Origin of the sequence: Paraburkholderia sp. BL17N1, assembly GCF_003634175.1 — a bacterium.
Taxonomy (GTDB): Bacteria; Pseudomonadota; Gammaproteobacteria; order Burkholderiales; family Burkholderiaceae; genus Paraburkholderia.
On the sequence record NZ_RBIW01000002.1, the window covers coordinates 702921 to 723871 of the forward strand.

General features: G+C 63.9%; 16 protein-coding genes. 5 read left to right on the forward strand and 11 right to left on the reverse strand.

Annotation, left to right across the window (positions count from 1 at the left end):
- Positions 1-41 precede the first annotated feature (41 nt).
- The 3 genes from B0G82_RS23020 to B0G82_RS23030 are packed head-to-tail and all read right to left on the reverse strand — an operon-like array spanning position 42 to position 7068.
- A complete protein-coding gene (locus B0G82_RS23020; RefSeq protein ID WP_116145831.1) occupies positions 42-932 on the reverse strand; it encodes a transglutaminase family protein in 891 nt (296 codons plus the stop codon).
- Positions 929-3565 carry a circularly permuted type 2 ATP-grasp protein gene (locus B0G82_RS23025; RefSeq protein WP_121309154.1) on the reverse strand — a complete coding sequence of 879 codons (2637 nt, stop codon included), beginning with the start codon at positions 3563-3565 and terminating at the stop codon, positions 929-931. The genes B0G82_RS23020 and B0G82_RS23025 overlap by 4 nt, the downstream gene beginning before the upstream one ends.
- A 29-nt stretch (positions 3566-3594) precedes the next feature.
- Positions 3595-7068, reverse strand: coding sequence for a transglutaminase family protein (locus tag B0G82_RS23030; RefSeq protein WP_121309155.1), 3474 nt, complete (start codon positions 7066-7068; stop codon positions 3595-3597).
- A 335-nt stretch (positions 7069-7403) separates the two neighbouring features.
- On the opposite strand from B0G82_RS23030, the gene B0G82_RS23035 reads away from it, so the two are divergent.
- Positions 7404-8687: a putative zinc-binding metallopeptidase gene (locus B0G82_RS23035; protein ID WP_116145836.1), complete on the forward strand. Its 1284-nt coding sequence runs from the start codon at positions 7404-7406 to the stop codon at positions 8685-8687.
- A 339-nt stretch (positions 8688-9026) separates the two neighbouring features.
- Positions 9027-10868, forward strand: a complete 1842-nt coding sequence (locus B0G82_RS23040) for an adhesin (protein ID WP_121309156.1) — start codon at positions 9027-9029, stop codon at positions 10866-10868.
- A gap of 84 nt (positions 10869-10952) precedes the next feature.
- Here the strand turns inward: B0G82_RS23040 and B0G82_RS23045 are convergent, their stop codons facing one another.
- The 3 genes from B0G82_RS23045 to B0G82_RS23055 form a co-directional block, all read right to left on the reverse strand.
- Entirely contained in the window at positions 10953-12230 is a 1278-nt protein-coding gene (locus B0G82_RS23045; protein ID WP_121309157.1) for a DUF3443 domain-containing protein, read from the reverse strand.
- A gap of 11 nt (positions 12231-12241) precedes the next feature.
- Entirely contained in the window at positions 12242-12691 is a 450-nt protein-coding gene (locus B0G82_RS23050; protein WP_121309158.1) for a DUF2844 domain-containing protein, read from the reverse strand.
- Positions 12692-13271: 580 nt separating this feature from the next.
- A complete protein-coding gene (locus tag B0G82_RS23055; RefSeq protein ID WP_106277025.1) occupies positions 13272-13697 on the reverse strand; it encodes a phasin family protein in 426 nt (141 codons plus the stop codon).
- Between the two features lie 351 nt (positions 13698-14048).
- On the opposite strand from B0G82_RS23055, the gene B0G82_RS23060 reads away from it, so the two are divergent.
- Positions 14049-14498 (forward strand): hypothetical protein, encoded by a 450-nt coding sequence (locus B0G82_RS23060; protein WP_121309159.1) that lies wholly within the window; start codon positions 14049-14051, stop codon positions 14496-14498.
- A 759-nt stretch (positions 14499-15257) separates the two neighbouring features.
- Positions 15258-16025, forward strand: a complete 768-nt coding sequence (locus B0G82_RS23065; RefSeq protein WP_121310788.1) for a DUF4410 domain-containing protein — start codon at positions 15258-15260, stop codon at positions 16023-16025.
- Positions 16026-16119: 94 nt separating this feature from the next.
- Here the strand turns inward: B0G82_RS23065 and B0G82_RS23070 are convergent, their stop codons facing one another.
- From B0G82_RS23070 to B0G82_RS23090, 4 genes are all read right to left on the reverse strand, one after another.
- Entirely contained in the window at positions 16120-16797 is a 678-nt protein-coding gene (locus B0G82_RS23070) for a dihydrofolate reductase family protein (RefSeq protein ID WP_121309160.1), read from the reverse strand.
- 234 nt (positions 16798-17031) lie between these two features.
- A complete protein-coding gene (locus B0G82_RS23080) occupies positions 17032-17655 on the reverse strand; it encodes a sigma-70 family RNA polymerase sigma factor (RefSeq protein WP_116145847.1) in 624 nt (207 codons plus the stop codon).
- 29 nt (positions 17656-17684) lie between these two features.
- Entirely contained in the window at positions 17685-18716 is a 1032-nt protein-coding gene (locus tag B0G82_RS23085) for a MerR family transcriptional regulator (RefSeq protein ID WP_116145849.1), read from the reverse strand.
- A gap of 236 nt (positions 18717-18952) precedes the next feature.
- On the reverse strand, positions 18953-20050 hold the full coding sequence (locus B0G82_RS23090; RefSeq protein WP_121309162.1) for an NADH:flavin oxidoreductase/NADH oxidase: 1098 nt from the start codon (positions 20048-20050) through the stop codon (positions 18953-18955).
- Between the two features lie 87 nt (positions 20051-20137).
- Here B0G82_RS23090 and B0G82_RS23095 point away from each other — a divergent pair, with 87 nt between their 5' ends.
- On the forward strand, positions 20138-20467 hold the full coding sequence (locus tag B0G82_RS23095) for a helix-turn-helix domain-containing protein (RefSeq protein WP_121309163.1): 330 nt from the start codon (positions 20138-20140) through the stop codon (positions 20465-20467).
- Positions 20468-20507: 40 nt separating this feature from the next.
- Here B0G82_RS23095 and B0G82_RS23100 read toward each other — a convergent pair whose 3' ends face one another.
- A complete protein-coding gene (locus B0G82_RS23100) occupies positions 20508-20939 on the reverse strand; it encodes a response regulator (protein WP_199730158.1) in 432 nt (143 codons plus the stop codon).
- Positions 20940-20951: the final 12 nt, after the last annotated feature.

Sequence of the window (20951 nt, forward strand, 5' to 3'; positions counted from 1 at the left end):
CCGCATTCGTCTGGTCGGAAAAGGCATGCCGGCCGCAAGCCTTAAAGCGCAAGCACCGTCACCCCCACTTCCACGCGATGCGCACCGCCGCCGAGAATCATCCCGCGCAGCAAGGACACGTCACTGTAATCGCGGCCGATGGCAAGCGTCACGTGATCCATATCGGCGAGCACGTCGTTGGTCGGATCGAGATCGATCCAGCCGCTGCCGGGGCAATACACCGACACCCACGCGTGCGACGCGTCCGCGCCGATCAGCCGCGGCTGTCCCGGCGGCGGATCGTTGCGCAGATAACCGCTCACGTAGCGCGCCGGCAAACCCAGCGAGCGCAAGCAGCCGATCATCACCTGTGCGAAGTCCTGGCACACGCCGCTCTTCAGTTCGAAGGCGCGTTCGGCGGGCGTATCGAACATCGTCGCGGAAGGCTTGTAGGCGAAGTCTTCGTGAATGCGGTGCATCAGATCGATCGCGCCCGCGGCGATGGGCATGCCGGGTGGAAAACTCGGCAATGCATAGTCGCGCAGCGACGGCCGCGGCACGATATTCGGCGACGCGAAACAGAATTCCGCTTCGGGCCGGAACTGGCCGCCGACGCGAAAGCGCAGCGCATCGGCCACGTCGTCCCATTCGGGCGTCGCCTCGGGATCGAGATCGGTCCAGCGCGGCATGAGCGCCACCGTGGTTTCGCTCACGAGTTGCAAGCGCTCGTGCGGCGCATCCAGCGCGAAATACAGCACGTCATTGCCGAATGCGTCGATCCGGCTATTCAGATACGACGGTTCGGGTTCGATCTTTTCGCTGTGCGAGACCACGCGTTGCCACGAACAGGCAATCGGCCGGATCGTCGCGAGATGCTGCGCGGTCTCCACATACGTGGAGTAGCGGTAAGTGGTGCGATGCGAGACGGACAGCACGGTCGGCGTGTGCTTCATGACCACACCTGCGAGGCGACCGTGCTGGCGTGACTGAAATAGCGCGCGCTGATCTCATGCCCGGCCGCGCCGACGAATCCGGCGATCTGATCGCATACCGCAATCAGATTGACGTACGCGCCGTGTTCGTCCACCTCGCACAGCGATTCCAGCGTCGGCAACACATCGGTGGGCGCCATCAATTCGGCGAACGGACGATGCCGCGTGCTGCCCGCCGCCACGGCGATCTCGTCGAGCTTTTTACGCAGCCGCTCATAGACGCCGTAGATGCCGCGCGGATTGGTCGGCTCGATGACCAGCAGGTCAAGCAGGGCCGGCACTTCGAAGCGGCCCGGATAGAGCGAGCGGTACGTCAACGTACTGTCGAACAACTGCAGCAGCAGATCGAAACCGGCTGGCGTGGAGAGCTGGCCTTTGTCGGCGACCACGCGCAGGAACGCGGTCATCGCCGACACGCGTTCAATATGGCGGCCCACGAACAGCAAACGCCATGCTTCGTCGCGCGTCATGCGGTCGCCCTGTGCACCGCTGATTGCCGACAACTGCACCGACAGGTGTTCGAGCGCGTTCATCAGCGTGACGCGGTCGTAACGCTCGTAACGTTCGCCGCGGCCGTTACCGTTAGCTTGTGAGGAAGCTGAACCGCCACCATTGCCCGGCGCCGGCATCAACATCTGCAACGCGTCGCGGAAGTCGTTGCGCGCCGCGAGAATCGTGCGCCAGTGATCGTTCGACAGACGCCCGCGCACTTCGCCATTGGATCGCGCCTGCGAAGTCAGGTTCTGGCCGATGCTCGCGGCGCCGGTGCTCTCGATCAGGTTGGCGACCAGCGCACGCTCGAAAGCTTGTGGCGAATGCGGCGCGAACATGTCGCCGGATTGCACGAGCCCGCAATGCAAGGCGAGTTCGACCAGCGTCGGAAACATCGCGTCGGCGTCGTTGCCTTCCAGCGAACCGAGGATCAGGCGCAACAGCCGCACGTTGTTCTCGGCGCGCTCGCCGTAACGTCCGGCCCAGAACAGGTTTTCCGCCGCGCGGCTCGACACGGTGCGATGCTTGCGCGCGAGGTCGGCGGGCTGCATCGGTGAAGGCAGCAAGGTGAACGTCGAAGTCGGCTGGCTCGACAGCACCCAGGTATCGACGCTGCTGCCGCCGTACTGCATGGACACGGTGGTCTGGCGTTCGGCCGCCATGCGGGTGAAGCCGCCCGGCATCACATGCCAGCCGCCGTTGACGTCCGCAATCGCATAGACGCGCAGCACCGACGGCCGGCGCCCCACGGTGCCATCCTCATAACGCGGTGTGCAGGAAAAGCGCTGCGCCTGCTGGATCGTGTACGTGTCGGGCATGGCTTCGATGCGTTCGCGCCACGTCGACAAGCGCTGGCGTCCCTGCTCCACACCAGGCGGCGCATCGCGGCCGGTAACGGGCCAGGTCGGCACGATGAACGCCTCGTCGAGCCGCCGGAATGCGTGCTCGCGTGCTGCCTCCTCGCCGCACCACCACGTCGCCACGCTCGGCAATATGAGGTCTTCGTCGAGCAGCACTTCGGCGATGCCGGGCAGAAAACCGTGCAACGCCGGCGATTCGACAAAGCCCGAACCCGGCACGTTCGAGACGATCACATTGCCCGCGCGCATGACCTGCAACAAGCCGGGCACGCCGATGCTCGAATCGGCGCGCAACTCGACCGGATCGCAGAACGCGTCGTCCAGACGCCGCAGCACCACGTGCACGCGTTCGAGACCGGCGAGCGTCTTCAGATAAAGCTTGTCGTCGCGCACGGTCAGATCTTTGCCTTCGACCAGCGTCACGCCGAGGTAGCGCGCCAGAAACACGTGCTCGAAATAGGTTTCGCTGAACGGCCCCGGCGTGAGCAGCGCAATATGCGGCGAGTGGTCGGCGCCGTCGCTCTCGTGACGCATCGTGGCCTGCGCCGCCTGCACGAGCGTCGCGATCAGCTGCGAATAGGTCGGCGCAAGCCGGCTCACGCGCAGGGCGCGGAACGGATCGGCGAATAGCGTCGAGACGATCAGGCGGTTTTCCAGCGCGTAGCCGAGACCCGAGGGCGCCTCGGTGCGATGCGCCACCACGGTCCAGTCGCCGTCGGGCGTGCGCGCCAGGTCGACCGCGACCACTTGCAGGTACTGGCCGCCCGGCGGCGCGTAGCCCTTCACCGAGCGCAGATAGCCGGGGTGGCCGAAAACCAGCGCGGGCGGCAATTGCCCGCGCTCCAGCAAGGTTTGCGGCCCATAAATATCGGCGACGATGGCGTTGAGCAGATGCGCGCGCTGCGTCACGCCGCACTCGATATGCGCCCACTCGTCCTCGCTGATCAGGAACGGCAGCAGGTCGAGCGCCCATGGCCGCGGCTCGCCGTTATCCGCGTAGACGTTGTAGCTGATGTCGTTGTCGCGGATTTGCTGCGCGACCGAGGCGAGATGATCGTCGAGCCGCGCAATGCCGTCTTCGCCGAGCCGCTCGAAGAATTGCCGCCACGGTTCACGCAGCGCGCCCGAGGCGTCGCGTAACTCGTCCCAATGTCCCTCGTAGGCCGGCAGCAGGCGCAACAGGGACGAAGCGTCCGCGCGCGCCGCGGACGTCTCGAAGGGAAAAGTCGATTGAAAGGCCAAGGTCGTGTCGTTTTAAGAGTGTGCTGGTTTCACCAGTAGCGCAGATCGAGTGTGAACGGAAACTCCAGACTGCGGTGCGGCGCATCGACCGTGAGCGGCCCCGGCGTATGACCCGACGCGAAGAAGCGCGCGCGCCGCCGGCTTTCCGCCTCATAGGCGTTCACCGGGAAGGTCTGGTAATTGCGCCCGCCCGGATGAGCGACATGATACTGGCATCCGCCCACCGAGCGGCCGGCCCACGTGTCGACCAGATCGAAAGTGAGCGGCGCGTCCACGCCGATGGTCGGATGCAGCGCCGACGGCTGCGACCACGCGCGAAAGCGCACGCCGGCCACATATTCGCTGACGCGGCCGGTCGGCTGCAAGGGCACCGGCACGCCGTTGACGGTCAGCACGTGGCGATTGTCGTTCAACCCGAGCGCACGCACTTCGAGCCGCTCCACCGACGAATCCACGTAGCGCACCGTGCCGCCCGGCGAGCCTTCTTCGCCCATCACGTGCCACGGTTCGAGCGCGTTGCGGATGGTCAGCGAGACGCCGTTCACCGTGGTCTCGCCGACCAGCGGGAAGCGGAATTCGAAGTGCGGCGCGAACCAGCTGCTGTCGAACGCGTAGCCGGCGCGGTTCAGCTCGCCGAGCACATCGTCGAAATCCATCTTCACGAAGGTGCCGAGCAGGAAGCGGTCGTGCAGCTCCGTGCCCCAGCGCGTGAGCCGCTGCGTGTACGGCGTGTGCCAGAAACGCGCCACCAGCGCGCGCAGCAGCAGTTGCTGCACCAGACTCATGCGCGCGTGCGGCGGCATTTCGAAGCCGCGCAATTCGAGCAGGCCGAGCCGGCCGGTCGGGCCATCGGGCGAATAGAGTTTGTCGATGCAGAACTCGGCGCGGTGCGTGTTGCCCGTCACGTCGATCAGGATGTTGCGCAGCGACCGGTCGATCATCCACGCCGGCAGGTTCGCGCTGTCGCGGCCGCCGAGCATGTCGATCTGCCGCTGCAACTCGCGGAACTCCACTTCGAGCTCGTAGACCTGATCGTTGCGCGCTTCGTCGATACGCGGCGCCTGGCTGGTCGGCCCGATGAACAGCCCGGAAAACAGATACGACAGCGACGGATGGTTATGCCAGTACGCGATCAGGCTTGCCAGCAGATCGGGCCGGCGCAGGAACGGACTGTCGGTGGGCGTCGCGCCGCCGAGCACGAAGTGATTGCCGCCGCCGGTTCCAGTGTGCCGGCCGTCGGTCATGAACTTCTCGCTGCTCAGATAGCTTTCAGCCGCCGACTGATACAGATACTCCGTGTGATCGACCAGTTGGTCCCAGTTCGCCGCGGGATGAATGTTCACCTCGATCACGCCGGGGTCCGGCGTGACCTGCAGTATTTTCAGGCGCGCGTCGCGCGGCGGCGGATAACCTTCGAGCACCACCTGCATGCGCAACTCGGCTGCGGTCGCCTCGACGGCGGCGAGCAGATCGAGATAGTCGTCGAGTTCGGTGAGCGGCGGCATGAACACATGCAGCAGTGTGCGGCCGCTGCCGAACGCTTCGGTTTCGGCCTTCGGACCGGCCGCGCGTTTCGGGTCGCGCGCTTCGACGCAAATCGCGGTGCGGATCGTTTCCTTCGACGACTGCCCGCGTTCGGGCGGCGCTTCGTCACCAGGCTGACGCGCGTAGGCCAGCACGCCGCCACCCGGCATGCCGCTCAACAACTCCGCCGCCGAGGACGACAACGCCGCCGCGCGCCGCGCATCGGCGGGGCTCATGTTGCGCTGCTCGCCGTCGTACTGCATGCGCAACTGCGCGGCCGACCTCAACGGCACGGGCGGCGCGAACGGGTCGTGCGCATGCTGATACGGATAGTCGGTCTTCGAGACCCATGGCAGCGAATCGAGCGGCAGGCGGTAACCCATCGGCGAATCGCCGGGAATCAGGAACATGCGCTCGTCGCGGAAGAACCAGCGGCCGCTGACCCATTGCGGCGGCTCGCCGGGCAGATCGCGTTCACGCGCGAGCGGCAGCACGAAGCCGGTCGCGCCACCCAGGCCCGCGTCGAATACGCGGCGCAGGCGCACGCGCTCCAGTTCGTCGTCCAGCCGCGCGTCGAGGGGATCGACGTTGACCGGCAGACGGCGCTCGCGCCACAGGTAGTACCAGACGTCCTCGAAACCGGGCTGGATGCAGTCGGTGTCGAGCGAGAGCTTGGTCGCGAGATGCGCGAGGAAGCGTTGCGCGTCGGCCGCCGTGTAGGTGCCGGGCTCGCGTTCGTCCGCGAACAGCGACGGATCGTGCCAGCAGGGCTCGCCGTCGGCGCGCCAGTACAGCGACATCGCCCAGCGCGGCAATTGCTCGCCGGGATACCACTTGCCCTGGCCGATATGCAGGAAGCCGTTCGCACCGTAGCGCGAGCGCAGCTTGTCCATCAACGCGACCGCGTAGCCGCGTTTGGTCGGGCCGAGCGCGTCGGTGTTCCATTCCGCGGCGTCGCGGTCGCGCACCGAGACGAAAGTCGGCTCGCCGCCCATGGTCAGGCGCACGTCCATGTCTTGCAATTGCTGGTCGACCTGCGCGCCCATGTTCAGCACGTCGGCCCAGACCGCTTCGCTGAACGGCCTGGTGACGCGCGGCGTCTCCAGAACACGCTCGATCGACATCGTGTGTTCGAACTCGACCTCGGATTCGTCGACGGCGCCGGAGATCGGCGCCGCGCTGCCCGGCTCGGGCGTGCAGGCGACGGGGATATGCCCTTCGCCCGCCAGCAGCCCGGAGGTCGGATCGAGACCGATCCAGCCCGCGCCGGGCAGGTAGACCTCGCACCACGCGTGCAGATCGGTGAAGTCGACTTCGGTGCCGCTGGGGCCATCGATCGATTTCACGTCAGGCGCCAGTTGCAGCAGATAGCCGGACACGAAGCGCGCCGCCAGCCCTAACTGCCGCAAGGTCTCGACCAGCAGCCAGCCGGAGTCGCGGCACGAACCCGACGCGCTCACCAGCGTTTCCTCGGGCGTCTGCACGCCCGGCTCCATCCGGATGAGGTAGCGGATCTCGCGCTGCAGCCGCTGATTCAGGCCGACGAGAAAATCGGCGGTGGCGGCCGGTGTGCGGTCGATACTCGCGACGAACTCGGCGAAGCGCGGCGTCATGGGCCGCTTGACGCGGTAGGGCGCGAGTTCCAGCGCGAGGCCGGGCGAATACTCGAAGGGAAACTGCTCGGCCGAGGGTTCGAGGAAGAAGTCGAACGGGTTGTAGACGGCCATTTCGGCGACCAGATCGACGGTCACCTTGAATTCGCGCGTCTTCTCGGGGAACACGAGCCGGGCCTGGTAGTTGGCGAAGGCGTCCTGCTGCCAGTTGATGAAGTGTTCGGCCGGCTCGACCCGCATCGAATACGACAGGATCGGGGTCCGGCAATGCGGCGCAGGCCTGAGACGCACGACCTGGGGCGACAGTGAAACCAGCCTGTCGTAACGGTAATGTGTGACATGATGCAACGCGACGCGTATGGACACACCGGACTCCTGGACGAAGGATGGCAGCCCGCCAAAAAGCAAGCTTCATGCCGTTTATGGAACGCCTGTCAAACAAGTGCGAAAAACCGCCTGAACTGCCTGGACTCCCCGGATCATCGCCTGCTGTGAAGTTTGCCGCACATCGCCAACCGTCCGGTCGATCGGATCAAGCGCCGTTCCACTGCCGTTTTCAGGGCTACGCACCAAAGCGGCGCAGCGCCGATGCACGATCATGCACGTAATGTGCGTTAAACCAGTGACGTCTGGCAAATGCGGCATAAAGATTGCGACACAGCGTCTTCTACGACTGCCCTCCCACCTCCCAGGCTCCACCGATGAAAACCTTCCACTGCAACCATTGCTCGCACCTTGTCTTCTATGAAAACGTTCGCTGCGAACGTTGCGAGTCGTTGCTCGGCTATGTGCCCGAACTGGCGGAAATCAGCGCGTTCGAAGATGCCGGCGAAGGCCGCTGGCGCAGCCTGCACCCGGGCGCCGAAGGCGCGCTGTTCCGCCAGTGCCACAACTACGCTGTCGAAAACGTCTGCAACTGGATGATCCCCGCCGACTCGCCGGACCAGTTGTGCCGCGCCTGCCAGTTGACCCTCACCATTCCGAATCTGAGCGCGCCCGACAACCGCCTCTACTGGTATCGGCTCGAAATGGCCAAACGCCGTCTGCTCTACACGCTGGCCGAACTCGGCCTCGACGTGAAGTCGCGCCAGGCCGATCCCGAGCACGGCCTCGCGTTTGAGTTCCTCGAGGACGGCGGCGACGGTTCCCGCGTCATGACGGGCCATGATAACGGGCTCATCACGCTCAACATCGCCGAAGCCGACGACGCCCACCGTGAGAAAGTGCGTACCGCGATGGGCGAGCCCTACCGGACTTTGCTCGGCCATTTCCGGCACGAGACCGGGCACTACTACTTCAGCCAACTGGTGGAGAACAATCCGCGCTGGCTCGAGCCGTTCCGCAAACTGTTCGGCGACGAAAGCGTCGACTACGGCGAGGCGCTGAACGCCTACTATCGCGACGGCGCCCCGGCCGAGTGGCAGGCGTCGTTTATCAGCGCGTATGCCACGATGCATCCCTGGGAAGATTGGGCCGAGACATGGGCGCATTACATGCTGATCGTCGACGTGCTGGATACGTCGACGTCATATGGCGTGGCGCTCTTGCCCGACGACCCGAGCGAGCCGACTCTGACCGATCGCACGCCCGTTGAAGACGCGAGCTTCGAGAATCTGATGAAGCGCTGGTTTCCGCTCACTTATGCGCTGAACAGCCTGAATCGCAGCCTCGGCATGCCGGACGGGTATCCGTTCACGCTGGCCGCGCCGGTGGTGGAGAAGCTGCGCTTCGTGCATCGGGTGATTGAAGCGGCCGGCGATAAATCGCAGCCGCGGGAAGCGGCGACGCCGCCGGGTCAGGCGGCGGTGGTGGCAGTGCAGGAGCCGGAGGCGCAGGCTGGGGTGGCGCGTGCACTGAAGACGGCGGCGGGCGCGGCGCCGGGCGACGCGATTGACGCGCCGGCCGCGCAGGCAGAGCCGCCGTCGCAGCCCGCGCCTGTCGCCGCTCGGACAGCCCCGGTCAAACGGGCTACGAGACGACGGTAACCCGTATTTCGGAAGCAAACCGCTCTGATTGGGGATCGGCTCTAAAAGCCGCATCCCTGACACATTCAGCGCCGGCAAGTACCGGTCATCGCACGATCCCCCTCAAAAACCCTCTCTCAAAATAAGACTCTTCCTACATGCAGCCCGGTCGAATTCTTTGACAATCAGGTTCAGTTGGCGACAGACGCAGTAAACGCAGATCGCCTCAGTCGGCGCGCCGTGCTTCGAATCACGCGTCGCAACCCGCCTTCGGTTGCAAACGCCCTGCCGCCCGCCTCCCTGTCATTGAACATAACGCGCATGCGGAACGCCGCAAGCCGTTCACCATCGACCCAAGCCATGAGCACCGAATTTTCCCTCGAACGTTTCGAATCCCAGATCCAGTCCCGTGACTACGACGCCGCGCACGAGGAGTTCTGCACGCTACTCAAGACGCTGTCCGGCAAGCGCGGCAGACTCGGCGCCGAACCCTTCGCCCGCACCACGCCAAACTCACCTGATGACGAAAAATCGCTGGATACCTTGCAGCGCATCGCCGACGGTTTCACAACGCTGTTTTCCGCCCCCGAGTATCCGCTCGAGGCGGAGAAGATAAACGTCATGTTCTGGGGCCGGCCGTGGATCAACATGATCTTCGCCGTGTCATCGTATGGATCGACGGATCACATCGTGCGCAAGCTCCTCGAAACCGTCCAGAACGACGATGAAGCGCGCGCCACATTAACCCGCAAGCAACTCGTGCTCTATACCTCGGGCTCGCAATACGATATCGATTTTGCCGACCTCCACCAGCGCGACCCCGTGCTCGCGACGAGCCTTGGCGTTTCGATGGTCGCCGGGGCGGTGCACATCTCCCCCGCCGCGCACGAAAAGCGCGAACGTCTGCTCGAATGGTTGCCCGGCGCGCTCGACACGATCGAAGACCTCGACGACTTGCCGACGGGCGCCGTCTGCGGCGCCTACATGCACTGCAGTTATTCGACCTCGCCTGACCGGCATGAGATCAAGCGCAGCATCAACAGGCTGGTGCGCAAGAAGCTGGACACGCTCGGCCTGCTCGGCCACGAGGCCAGCGTCTCCCGCACCAGACTCAAAGGACGCAAGCCGGTCATGCTCGTCGTGCTCGAATGGTTCTCGGGCGGTCACTCGATCTATCGAACCCATTCGCGCACCCTGCTCGCCGCGCGCCAGCATTTCGAAGTCGTCGCGTTCGGCGAGGCGCAGCACGTGGACGAAGCGGGGCGCGCGATTTTCGACCGCTTCGTCGAATTCGAGCATCCGGAATATATCGGCGACTGCATCCGTCAAATCCAGGAATTCGCCACGCGCGAGAAGCCGGACGTGCTCTATATGCCGAGCGTCGGCATGTTCTCGCACACGATCTTTCTGTCGAACCTGCGCGTCGCGCCGCTGCAGATCGCGGGACTCGGCCATCCCGCGACGATGCACGCGGCGCATATGGACTACGTGAGCGTCGAGGACGATTTCGTCGGCGATCCGGCCTGCTTCAGCGAAAAAATGCTGCGTTTGCCGAAAGATGGCCAACCGTACGTGCCGTCGAAACTGCTCACCAACGTCGTGCCGTCCGTGCCGGAGCGCGGCGAAGTGGTCAACATCGGCGTGACGGCCAGCGCGATGAAAATCAATCCGCACTTTCTCGAAACATGCAAGGCGATCGTTCACACCGCACGCGTGCCGGTCAAATTCCATTTCATGACATGCTGGAGCGAAAGCATCGATCTCGCGTACGTCAGAAAATCGATCTACGCGACGCTGCCGGAATCGAGCGTGGATGTCTACGGCTCGCTCAGTTATCCCGAATATCTGAAGATCCTCAACACGATGGACATGTTCGTGAGCCCGTTCCCGTTCGGCAATACCAACGGCATTGTCGATTCCTTCACGATGGGCCTGCCCGGCGTCAACCTGTGCGGGCGCGAAGTGTTCGAGCATATCGACAGCGGCCTCTTCGAGCGCGCTGGTCTGCCGTCGTGGCTCACGACTCACTCGACCGACGAATACGTGCGCGCCGCCGCCCGGCTCGCCGAACAGCACGACGAGCGCGAAGCGCTGCGCAAACGCCTGATCGACGGAAAAGCGGTGGAGCGGATCTTCGAGGGACGCCCCGAGGCGTTCGGTGAGGGCGTGTTGAAGTTGCTGAACGGTCTCGGCAAACGGTAAGTCATTCGACGGCGTCAAACGCACGGGCCGCGACGGAAGATCTCCGTCGCGGCCCGTTTTCACATCCGTCGGCTGTCGCCTTGCTCAATACGCGACGTAAGGGCCCATGCCGCCGGGAGTCGGCTGCTGCTCGATGGCGGCGTACACATTGCGGCCGTAAAAGAACGGCAAGCCCCAGTCGAAGATCGAAGACGTGACGAACGCCGGTCCCGCCAGAAGCGGCAGCGCCGAATCGCCGCTATACGTCTGGGCGATCGTGGTGGCATTGCCGACGCTGAAATTCACCGCGCTCGTGGTGCCGTTCACGCCCTGGATCATCGCGCTCAATTGCTCGGTCGATACCGGGCAGTAGTACGAATTGTTCGGGCTCGCGCAGACCGGCAATGCGCTGGTCTGAAAGAACAGGCCGGTCGAGCCACTGTCCAGAATACTGCGCGAATACGTGATGCCGTTCTGCACGGTCGTGAAGGTACCATTCGACGGACTCACGCCGATTACCTGCGCGCCGCCCAGCGTATTGTTGGTCTGCGTGCCGATACCGAATATCAGTTGCCCGCTGACCGACTGCGCGCCGCCCGATACCGCCGGCAGGCTCAGCAGCGAACCGTTGTTGTCGGTGGCGAAGTACGGAACCGGATTGGCCACTTGCAACGCTTCGGCGAGCGGAATCGACGTGCATGTCGCGCCGTTGCAGCCGTAGTACGTGCCGGCCAGCGCCTGCTGGACGCAGTTCGCGCCGCAATCGTGCTTGAACACGCCAATGCCGAGAATGCCGTTGGCCTGCAACGCGGCCGGCGTGTTGCGCGGCGCGCCGAAGTTCGCGCAATCGGCGGGCAGCGTTGCGTAGTTCGCGTCGATCACCTGGATCGGCAGCGACGCGGCTTTTTCGCCGGCCATCTGCAAGTCGGCGAGTTTGACCGGGCCCCACGTGTAGCCGTCGAAAAACTGCATACATTCGGCGACCAGATGACCCGACGCGTCTTGCTGTTGCGGCAGCCTCATCGAAGCAGGCAACTGGGACGCGAACAGGCGCACGCCCCACGACCCGGTATCGACCAGCACGTGATCGATGGTTTGACATTGCGTCGTGCCCGGCGCGCAGATGGTGAGGCTCACGAACGGCATGTTCGGCACATCGCTCACGCCGGAATCGACCGTCACGCGCACTGCGTTTGCAGCCAGCGTTTGCGACAGCGGCGAGGTGTTGGCCACTGACGGACCGGACGAGGTGCTGGTCGAACCGTTAGTGCCGGCCGCGCTGCCTGAACCGCTGGAGCCACCGCCCCCGCCGCCGCAGGCACTGACGAGCAACGCGAGCAATGCCGCGCACAGCAAAGTTTTGAACGAAGACGTAAGGCGCATGGTCCGCTCCGTTATTGAATGACGCCGACATCGACGCCCGCCGGCACCGCTTGCGGCAGGTATGCATGGCCGGAGAACGCGCGCAGATGCCCACCGGAGTACACGACCAGGTCGCTGTTGGAAACCGCGAGCGGCGTACCCTTGCGCGTCGTGGCGGCGACGACGTACGCGTCGAAGAAAGTCCCGAGCATGGATTTCAGATCCGGCAGCGTCGGCCCTTCCCACGCGACGCCGAACACGACGCCGTTGCGCGCGACGTACTCGCGCACCAGCGTGCCGGACGGCAGCGTCATCAGGTGTACCGAGTACGCGCTTTGCGTAGTGGCTGTGTGCGCCACCGCGCGCAAGCGGGATTGATCGCCGTCGACGGTGCTGACGTTCTGGCCCAGCGTCGCATGCGCGCCAAACGACAGCACCCAGCCTGCCCCGAGCATTGCGCGAACAATGCGGGAATAGAGCATCGGTTTCAAGTGAGTTCCTTCGAGGTGAAACGCTCGTGACCTGGCATCGAGCCGATCATGAACGCGAAACTAGGGGCGCACGCTTCGCCGGTGGTGCCATGCTGCATTCACACTGGTTGGGCTGCGTGAATGCGTCTACGGAGTAGCGGCGCGAAACTTTAGGCGTGGCAGCGACGCGCGCCAATCGTTTGCGCAGAGATTTAAAGCTTTGCTCCGCGCGGCGCCGTTTGGGCCGGTTTGATATTTCAGGACCAGATCACGAAGGGGCGGCGCTTCAGCGCGCATTTCTGCGTCGCGGCTCGTTTAAAGCGAACAATGAAACGTGCGGCCGAAGGTCGAAGCAGAAAAAAATTGATGCGCGCAGCGTTGCGCGATGAATGTAAGAGGACGCTGAAAAGATCGAAGAAAATGCGGCTTTTTGTCCGACAATACAAGGCCTTAAAAGGTTTTTTGTATGACCAGATAATCGATGCTTTGGCCGTGACTTCCAGAACAAAAAAATGCCGCGGATAACTCGAAGGTCATCTGCGGCATCGGTGATTCGAACGTGACGCGTCAGCGTTCAACGCATCAGCGTTCGTTACTTTTTCTGCTGCTGCAAAAGCGATTTAAGCTCCTGCACGTTTTCTTCTACGCGTTTTGCGATCACCGCATACGACTCGGCTTGCGTCTGATACGCGGCTTGCGCCAGTTGCTGCATATCGGCAAGCGACTTGTGCAGACTTTGCTGGATCAACTCCGCAGCTTTGCCCGAAGGCGCGGCGCCGCCGGCTGACAACTGCCCCGTCAGCGACTGCAATTCGCCCAAGGTCGAGCGCAACATGTCGGCCTGTTTCTGCGCAAGCGACTGCATCCCCTGGAAAGCAGTCTGATTCGCCTGAACCAGTGCTTCCACGTCCTTGCGTCGCGCTTCCATGATGGCGGGTACGTCAAAGCCGGGGAGCTTGAACTGCTCCAGCATTTTGGTGAAATCGCCAAACGGATTGGCGGCGTCAGGTCGGTCCATGCGAAATCCTCCTTAACGGTTGAATACTCGCCGGCGGTGCATCGCCGCGTTATGTCTGCGTGACGCATGCACTGGCGGCGTGGCGTGTGCCGTGCGTCCGTGGGAACGGGCGGGTTCTGGGGTCGGACGGCACATCGTTCAATCATGCGCCATCCGGAAACAATGCGCCAGCGGGCACACCCTGGCTCACGCGGCGCCGTCGACGGACCTAGCCGGCCACCGGCCGCGCAACATGGAAGGCGCGGTAAGTTACGCGGCGGCTTCAGTAACCCTACGAATTGGCATGTCGCTTATCGTTGCTCATGTGCCGGCGCACCGTAGCGCCGGCCTTGTCTCGATGGGAGCGAGTTCATGAAAAAATCAATCTTGAGCGCGGCGCTGAGCGCCGTTCTGACTCTGGCCGCGACGGCCGCGTTTGCCCAGGAAGCGCCACCGCCCGCGGCCGCTCGGTCGCACGGCGAGCCGCAGCACGGCGACGGGCCGCCGCCGCTTGGCCGGATGGGTCCGATGGGCCCCGGCTTCGCCGTGATCAACGATCTGGAGCAGTTGCGCCGCCTTTACGCCATGAGCGGACATGAAGGTGAAATCATCGCCGTGTATCACGACGTGTTGAACAAAACGCAAGATCCGATGCTGCGTCATTACGTGTACGACTCGCTGGCTCGCGAGCAGTTGAAGCCCGCTAATCCCGACCAGGCGATCGCGACGCTGCGCACCAGTCTGTCGGAGGACCTCGCCGCTGCGAACAAGGCGCCGCACGGCGCGCCAGGCGGGATGCCGCCGCCGGCTCAGGCGCAGTAATGCGCGCGACGGCGTCGTGGTGCAAGTCTCGCTGTGACGCCGCGCATGAACGATGTGATCGGTTTAAGGCGCGCTTCGCCGCTGCGTCTCTCTCTAGCTGAGTGATCGCTCGACAGGCAAGCCAGTGCGTGTCAGGCGCGGCCGTTTTTTCGCCTGACGATTGGAAGCGCTCCCGCCTGGACCCGGTCTAACCATTCAGCATCCTGCGTTAGCTTTCCCACATTGCCGCTTCACTGACCACTTCTCATCGTCCGTCAGGTGATTAGGATATGAGCACCGCAACACTCGTGCTCTGGTGAAGAATGCGCTACCCGCTGAACATGGCCGTTGCCGCCGTTCTACTGGTTTTTGTCCTTGGCTGCATCATCAAGCTTGCCTTGAGTTGATGGCCGAATAAGCACGGCGTAGCACTCGCCGTTGGGCGACCCCACGCCACTTGCTGGCGCGGCCGATCCTCATCCGCACATCCTCCCTTTTCCCGTCACGTCCGCTGACTTCGCTGACTTTCACGACACGCGAAAGCCTCACGCGACACCGCTCCGCGCCATGACATAGGACGAAATAATTGTTGAATGGAGTTCGGGAAGTCACGCGCCCATACTTCGTTTCGCTGCCGGTGCGTAAGAAACAAAACGCATGAGATCAAGGGTGCTTCACGTGCGAGACGTTCGCCGATGATCAACGATCCTACGGTTGCCCGATCATCGAGAGAACGTTCGAACATTCCGGCACCGCGTGCCGACGACAGGATCAACAATGTTGCCTACTTCAATGAAATTCCTCAGAAAAAATGCCGCCCGTCTGGCCTGCGTGGCGATGGTCTGCTGCAGCGTACTGCTGACCGGTTGCGCCGGCGGCAGCATCAAGGATGCAAGCGCGGCGAGCGCGCCGGTCCAGGTGCGCCCGGACAACATCTATGTGTACACCTTCGACGCCAATCCGGACCAGGTCAAACTGGACGGCGGCATGATGCAGAAACTGAAGACGCAGCTCGAAGGTTCGTCCGCCGCGCAAAAGCAGGCCACTGATGCCGCCGAAGTCCGCGAGCAGGTTGCCGACGAAATCGTGCATCAATTGCAGTCGATGGGTCTGCGCGCGATCCGCTCGGACGTCCCCGCGCCCGCCGACCAGAATGTGCTGCTCGTGCAAGGCAGCTTCGATACGATCGACTCGGGCAACCGCCGGCGCCGCCTGTTGATCGGCCTCGGTGCGGGCAAGAGCCAGGTGAGCAGTTCCGTGCAGATTCTGTATAAGCCCGCCGGCGGCGCGCCGCGTCTGGTGCAGACCTTCACCGCCAACGCCGACAGCGGCAAGGCGCCGGGCATGGTCGAGACTGCGGGCGTGGGCGCGGCGGCCGGCAGTATCGCGACCTCGGCGGCAGTCGGTGGCGGTCTACATGCCGTATCTGAAAAGAAACGCGCCGGCGTGTCAGCCGACGCGAAGCACCTCGCCGATGCGGTGGCCAAGCAGATTGGCGAGATCGGCGTAAGCGGCGGCTGGCTCTCGACGGAGCACGTCAAAGGCTGATAACCCGTCGCCAGTTGGTTGAATCGCAGCGGTCGTGAACAGCGTGAACAGCGCGCGGCAGAGTCGGAATTCGATCCGACTCTGCCGTTTGCTTTCAGGTCTTCGTATAACGCAGCCACACCGCACCGTGGTCCTTCTGCTCAACGGACGTGAGCTTCAGATACGCGGGCGCTTGCCACTTCTCCATTGCCACTTCGAACGAGGAAGGATGTTCGCTGCGGCCATCCACCAGCGGCAAAATCAGCACGCTCACTTCGTCGACGAGGCCCGCGTTCACGAACGCGCCGCTCACGTGCGAACCGCCCTCCACGATCAGCTTTTTTACACCGAGTTCACGCGCCAGCGTTTGCACGACCTTGCCGAGATCGAGTTCGGTCTTGCCGCCGAATATGTACGACACGCCGATCGATTGCAGGTGAGCGAGGTAGTCGTCGGCAGCCTGTTCGGTCAGCACTTCGACCACGTGCGACTTGAGCGCGGTGTTGCTCTTCCACGCCACGCGGCCCTGCGGATCGATTGAGATCGCGTACTGATCCGCTTTGCGTTCGACGAAGTGATCGGTGCGCGGCACGGCGCCCTTGGCGAGCCCTTTCGGATAATCCGTGCCATGCGCAATTTCTTGCATGGTGACGCGTCCGCAGATCCAGCCGTCGGCTTCGAAATTGGCTGCGGTGCTTTCGTACAGGTCCGAGGCGTAGTCGAGATGCCAGCCGTCCGTCAGGCTGCGGCCGTCGAGCGAGGACATCATGTGAGCGACGATATAAGGGTTCATGCGTCAAGCCTCCGTGTCAGGTCAATGAAGAAACCTTGCAGCAAGGGCTGTTCCGCAACCGCGTTGATTCCGTTTGGGCAGGGTGCGTGACCTCGGTCGCGCGGCAAGCGGGCGATCCATCGGTGACCCTGCAAGGCAAGCCGCAGCCAATGCGCAACGCGATGGGACGCCGTGTGGCTAACGGCAAGCGGCAAGCGGCAAGCGGCAAGCGGCAAGCGGCAAGCGGCAAGCGGCTCAATATAGGCCGCCGTGATGCGGCGCCGGTCTTGCATCGGCCATGGCACGCAGCGACTCCAGTCCGCGTTTGATCCAGCTTTTCACCGTGCCGACCGGGGCATCGAGCGTATGCGCGATCTCCGATTGCGACTGACCCCGGAAATAGGCAAGCGCGATCGCCTGGCGCTGAACCGGCGCCAACTGGCCTAGATAGGAGGACAGACGCTCGGCATCCAGCGCGAACTCCTGCCAGACGTTCACGTCGGCGTCGCTTGCGGCAATGCGTTCGTCCAGCTCGTCAACATATACGCCGGAGTACGGATTGCGCCGCAAATAATCGAGCGCCTGATTCTTCACGATGGTCGACATCCACGTGGACGGCGAAGCCTTGCCCGGGTCGTACGATCCGGCGAAGCGCCAGATCTTGACGAAGCCTTCCTGCACGACTTCTTCGGCCGATTCGCTGGTGCGGGTGACACGCACCGCAAGGCCGAACAGCGACGGCGCCGACGCCCGGTACAGCGCCTCGAACGCGCCGGCCTCGTGCCTCGAAACACGTTCGAGGAGCGCCGCGAGATACGCGCTCTTCTGATCCAGTGCGGACGCGCTGATGGTCGCGTCGGTCGAAGCATCATGTGACATTGCACATCCTCCGGGACGGTGCGCGCGCGTTATTCCTGACCGGCCTGCGGCGACTGCGATCCGGCAAACCAGCCTTCTTCCCGCGCGACACGCTCAAGCGCCGCCTCGACCATCGCGCAAGCCCGATTGCTGACGTCGCCCAGATAGCGGTGCAGCGCGGCGTCCTGCGCAGAGCGCGACGTGCACGCGTCGCTGTAGCGCTCGAACGCCGACAGCTTCATGACCAGTTCCGCGAGGTGACGCGGACATTCGCACGCGATCGTCGAAGAACGGCTCGCAATCACTTCCAGCTCGCGGTCGTCGTAGCGACGGCGCACGCGCGACCACACGGCGTCGTCGCCGATGCGTTCCTGAATGCGGACGCGTTCGCACAGGTCGCCGAGCATCTGACGGAATTCGGTGCGGCTGTCGGGCTCGCGATAAAGACGCACGCCCGCCACGCGCAGAATCTCCGCCGCCGGGTCCGTGCCGAAGCTGTAGACGACCGCGATCGCTTTTGCGCGAACCGCGTCGCCGAGCGCGACGACCTGCGACGCGACGTCCTCTTGCAGGGAGTCGACGCTGACCAGCAAGGCGTCGATCGGCGCGCCGCGCTCGGCGCTCGTGCCGCCACTGGCCACGGCGATGGAGAGATCGGCAAACGTGAGGAGTTCGTTCACGCCATAGGGCCGCAAATCGACGCCCGACGCCCGAAAACGCTGCGCAAGGCTGCCGCCCACGAGGGCGAGCCTGAGATCGACGGACTCGACCAGCGGCAGGTCGGTTGCGCCGCCGCTCTCGCGTCCGCCGCGCGCCGCCAGAAACTGCAATTGCTCGCGATCGAGCCGCGCGATCGCGCCGATCGCGTGGCCGCGGCTCACGAGCAGTTTGATCAGACTGAGTCGCCGGACGTCGTCTTCCGTGTACAGACGCTGGCCTGACGCGGTTTTGGCGGGCCCGACCACGCCGTAACGGCGCTCCCATATCCGCAAGGTCGTAACCGGCATCTTGGCCAGACGCGCTGCTTCGCCGCTTCTGTAGCCCTGCTGAGCCGGTTGCTGCTCGTCAGATGAAGTCATCATGAAACCCTAAATGAGCCGATGTTCGTTTCAAGCATAGTTCATTTCACGCGACATGAAACGATTTAGCGACTCATTTTCCAACGCTGAAACGATATTTTTGATGCACCATGATTTTTAACGGCTACACCACGCGCTAACCTGCAGGCGGAATGAAATGTGCCGCCTGACCCGCCGCATAAAGCGGCGGCGCAGGCGGCACAATTTGCGCAACAGACACGATGCGCCAACTCGGTCGCTTAAGCGACCTTATAGCGCTCCAGCCAATGCGCATAAGGCGCCGGCAACGTCCACGACGGACGCTCGATGCCGAGCTTTTTCGCCGCATGATACGGCCAGTGCGGATCGGCCAGATGCGCGCGGCCGACCATCACCAGATCCAGTTGCCCGTCTTTCACCGAACGGTCCGCCAGCTCGGGCGTATCGATACCCCACGCCGACGAAACCGGAATCCCGGCCTCGCGGCGCACGCGCTCGGCGATCGGCGCGAGAAACGCCGGCGCCCACGGAATCGCCGCCGTCGGCGTGGAGAAGCCGACGCTGACGCTCAGCATATCCAGTCCCTCACGCTTGAAATTCCTCGCCAGTTCGATCGATTCGACGAGCGTTTCCTCGTCGCGGCCGTCGTACTCGATCACGCCGAAACGCGCCGTCAACGGCAGATGCTCCGGCCACACCTTGCGCACCGCCGCCAGCGTTTCGAGCAGGAAGCGGCTGCGGTTCTCCAGGCTGCCGCCGTAGGCGTCGTCGCGCTGGTTGGAATGCGTCGAGAAGAAGCTCTGGCCGAGATAGCCGTGCGCAAAATGCAGTTCGAGCCATTCGAAGCCTGCGTCACGCGCACGCTTCGCGGCCGCAACGAAATCCTCGCGAACGCGCGCGATGTCGTCGAGCGTCATGGCTTTCGGCACCTTCGGCAGACCGCCGCCGAATGCGATTGCCGACGGCGCGATGGTCGGCCAGCCGCGGCTGTCGTCGGCGGCGATGTGATCGTCGCCTTCCCACGGACGGTTGGCGCTCGCCTTGCGGCCCGCGTGGCCGATCTGGATGCCGGGCACCGAGCCCGCAGCCTTGATCGAGGCCACCACCGGCGCGAAAGCCTGTGCCTGCTCGTCCGTCCAGATACCGGCGCAGCCCGGCGTGATACGGCCTTCCGGCGACACGGCCGTCGCCTCGACGATCACCAGACCCGCGCCGCCGCGCGCCAGACCGGCCAGGTGGATGCGGTGCCAGTCGTTGATCAGGCCGTCTTCGGCGGTGTACTGGCACATCGGCGGAATGGCGATCCGGTTGCGCAGGGAAACGTCTTTGAGCTTGTAGGGCTGGAACAATGCGGACATCAGGCTAAACTCCTCTGGACTTGCTTGTACGGTAGTTCGATAAACATCGAATAACGAAGTATCGCAGAAACCTTTATCATTTGCAGCATGCGCACTTATAACCACCCCGCCGCCGAGGATTTCGCGCTCGGGCGGCTCTTTCATGCACTCAGCGACCCGGTCCGCCTCGAGATCGTGCGGCGCCTCGCGTCGGTCGACGAGGCCACCTGCGGCGAACTCGACGGCGGCCGCCCGAAGTCGAGCGTGTCCCATCACTTCCGGATCCTGCGTGAAGCGGGTCTCGTGCGCACGCGCGTGGCCGGCACCGTGCATCAGAATTCGCTGCGGCGCGCGGAACTGGACAGCCGATTTCCCAGCTTGATGGAGGCGATTCTCAAGCAGATCGTCGCGGAACCGGTGGAGAGCGAACCGGCTTGACGTCACGGCGCGGCGTCGCGCGCGCGACGATCCGCCGCTTCTACTCCCGCCAAAGCTTGCGCATCAGCGCGAGCAACGCCGTCGGGGCCGTGCCTTTTTGACAATAGCCGTCGAAATTGTGACGTGCCTTGCCGGTTTCCTTCACGTGATCCTCATCGAGCGACGTGAACGCGACAATGCCCAGACTCTGCGTCGGCAGATAGGTGCGTAGCGCGCTCGCGGTTTCGTAGCCGTCGCGCTCCGGCATCATGATGTCGAGCACCACCACGTCGGGCACCCAGTCCCGCACGCAGCGCAGCGCCTGCTCGCAGCCGTCGGCGGCGCGAGCTTCGACGCCTTCATAGGAGAGATAGGTGGCGAGCGCTTCGGCGGCGCCGACGTTGTCGTCGACGACCAGTACGCGCGGCAATTCGTGCAATACCCGGATCTCACGGGCGCTCCACCTCTGGCAAGTAGCGGGGGTTCGGGACATAGGCGTGACCGC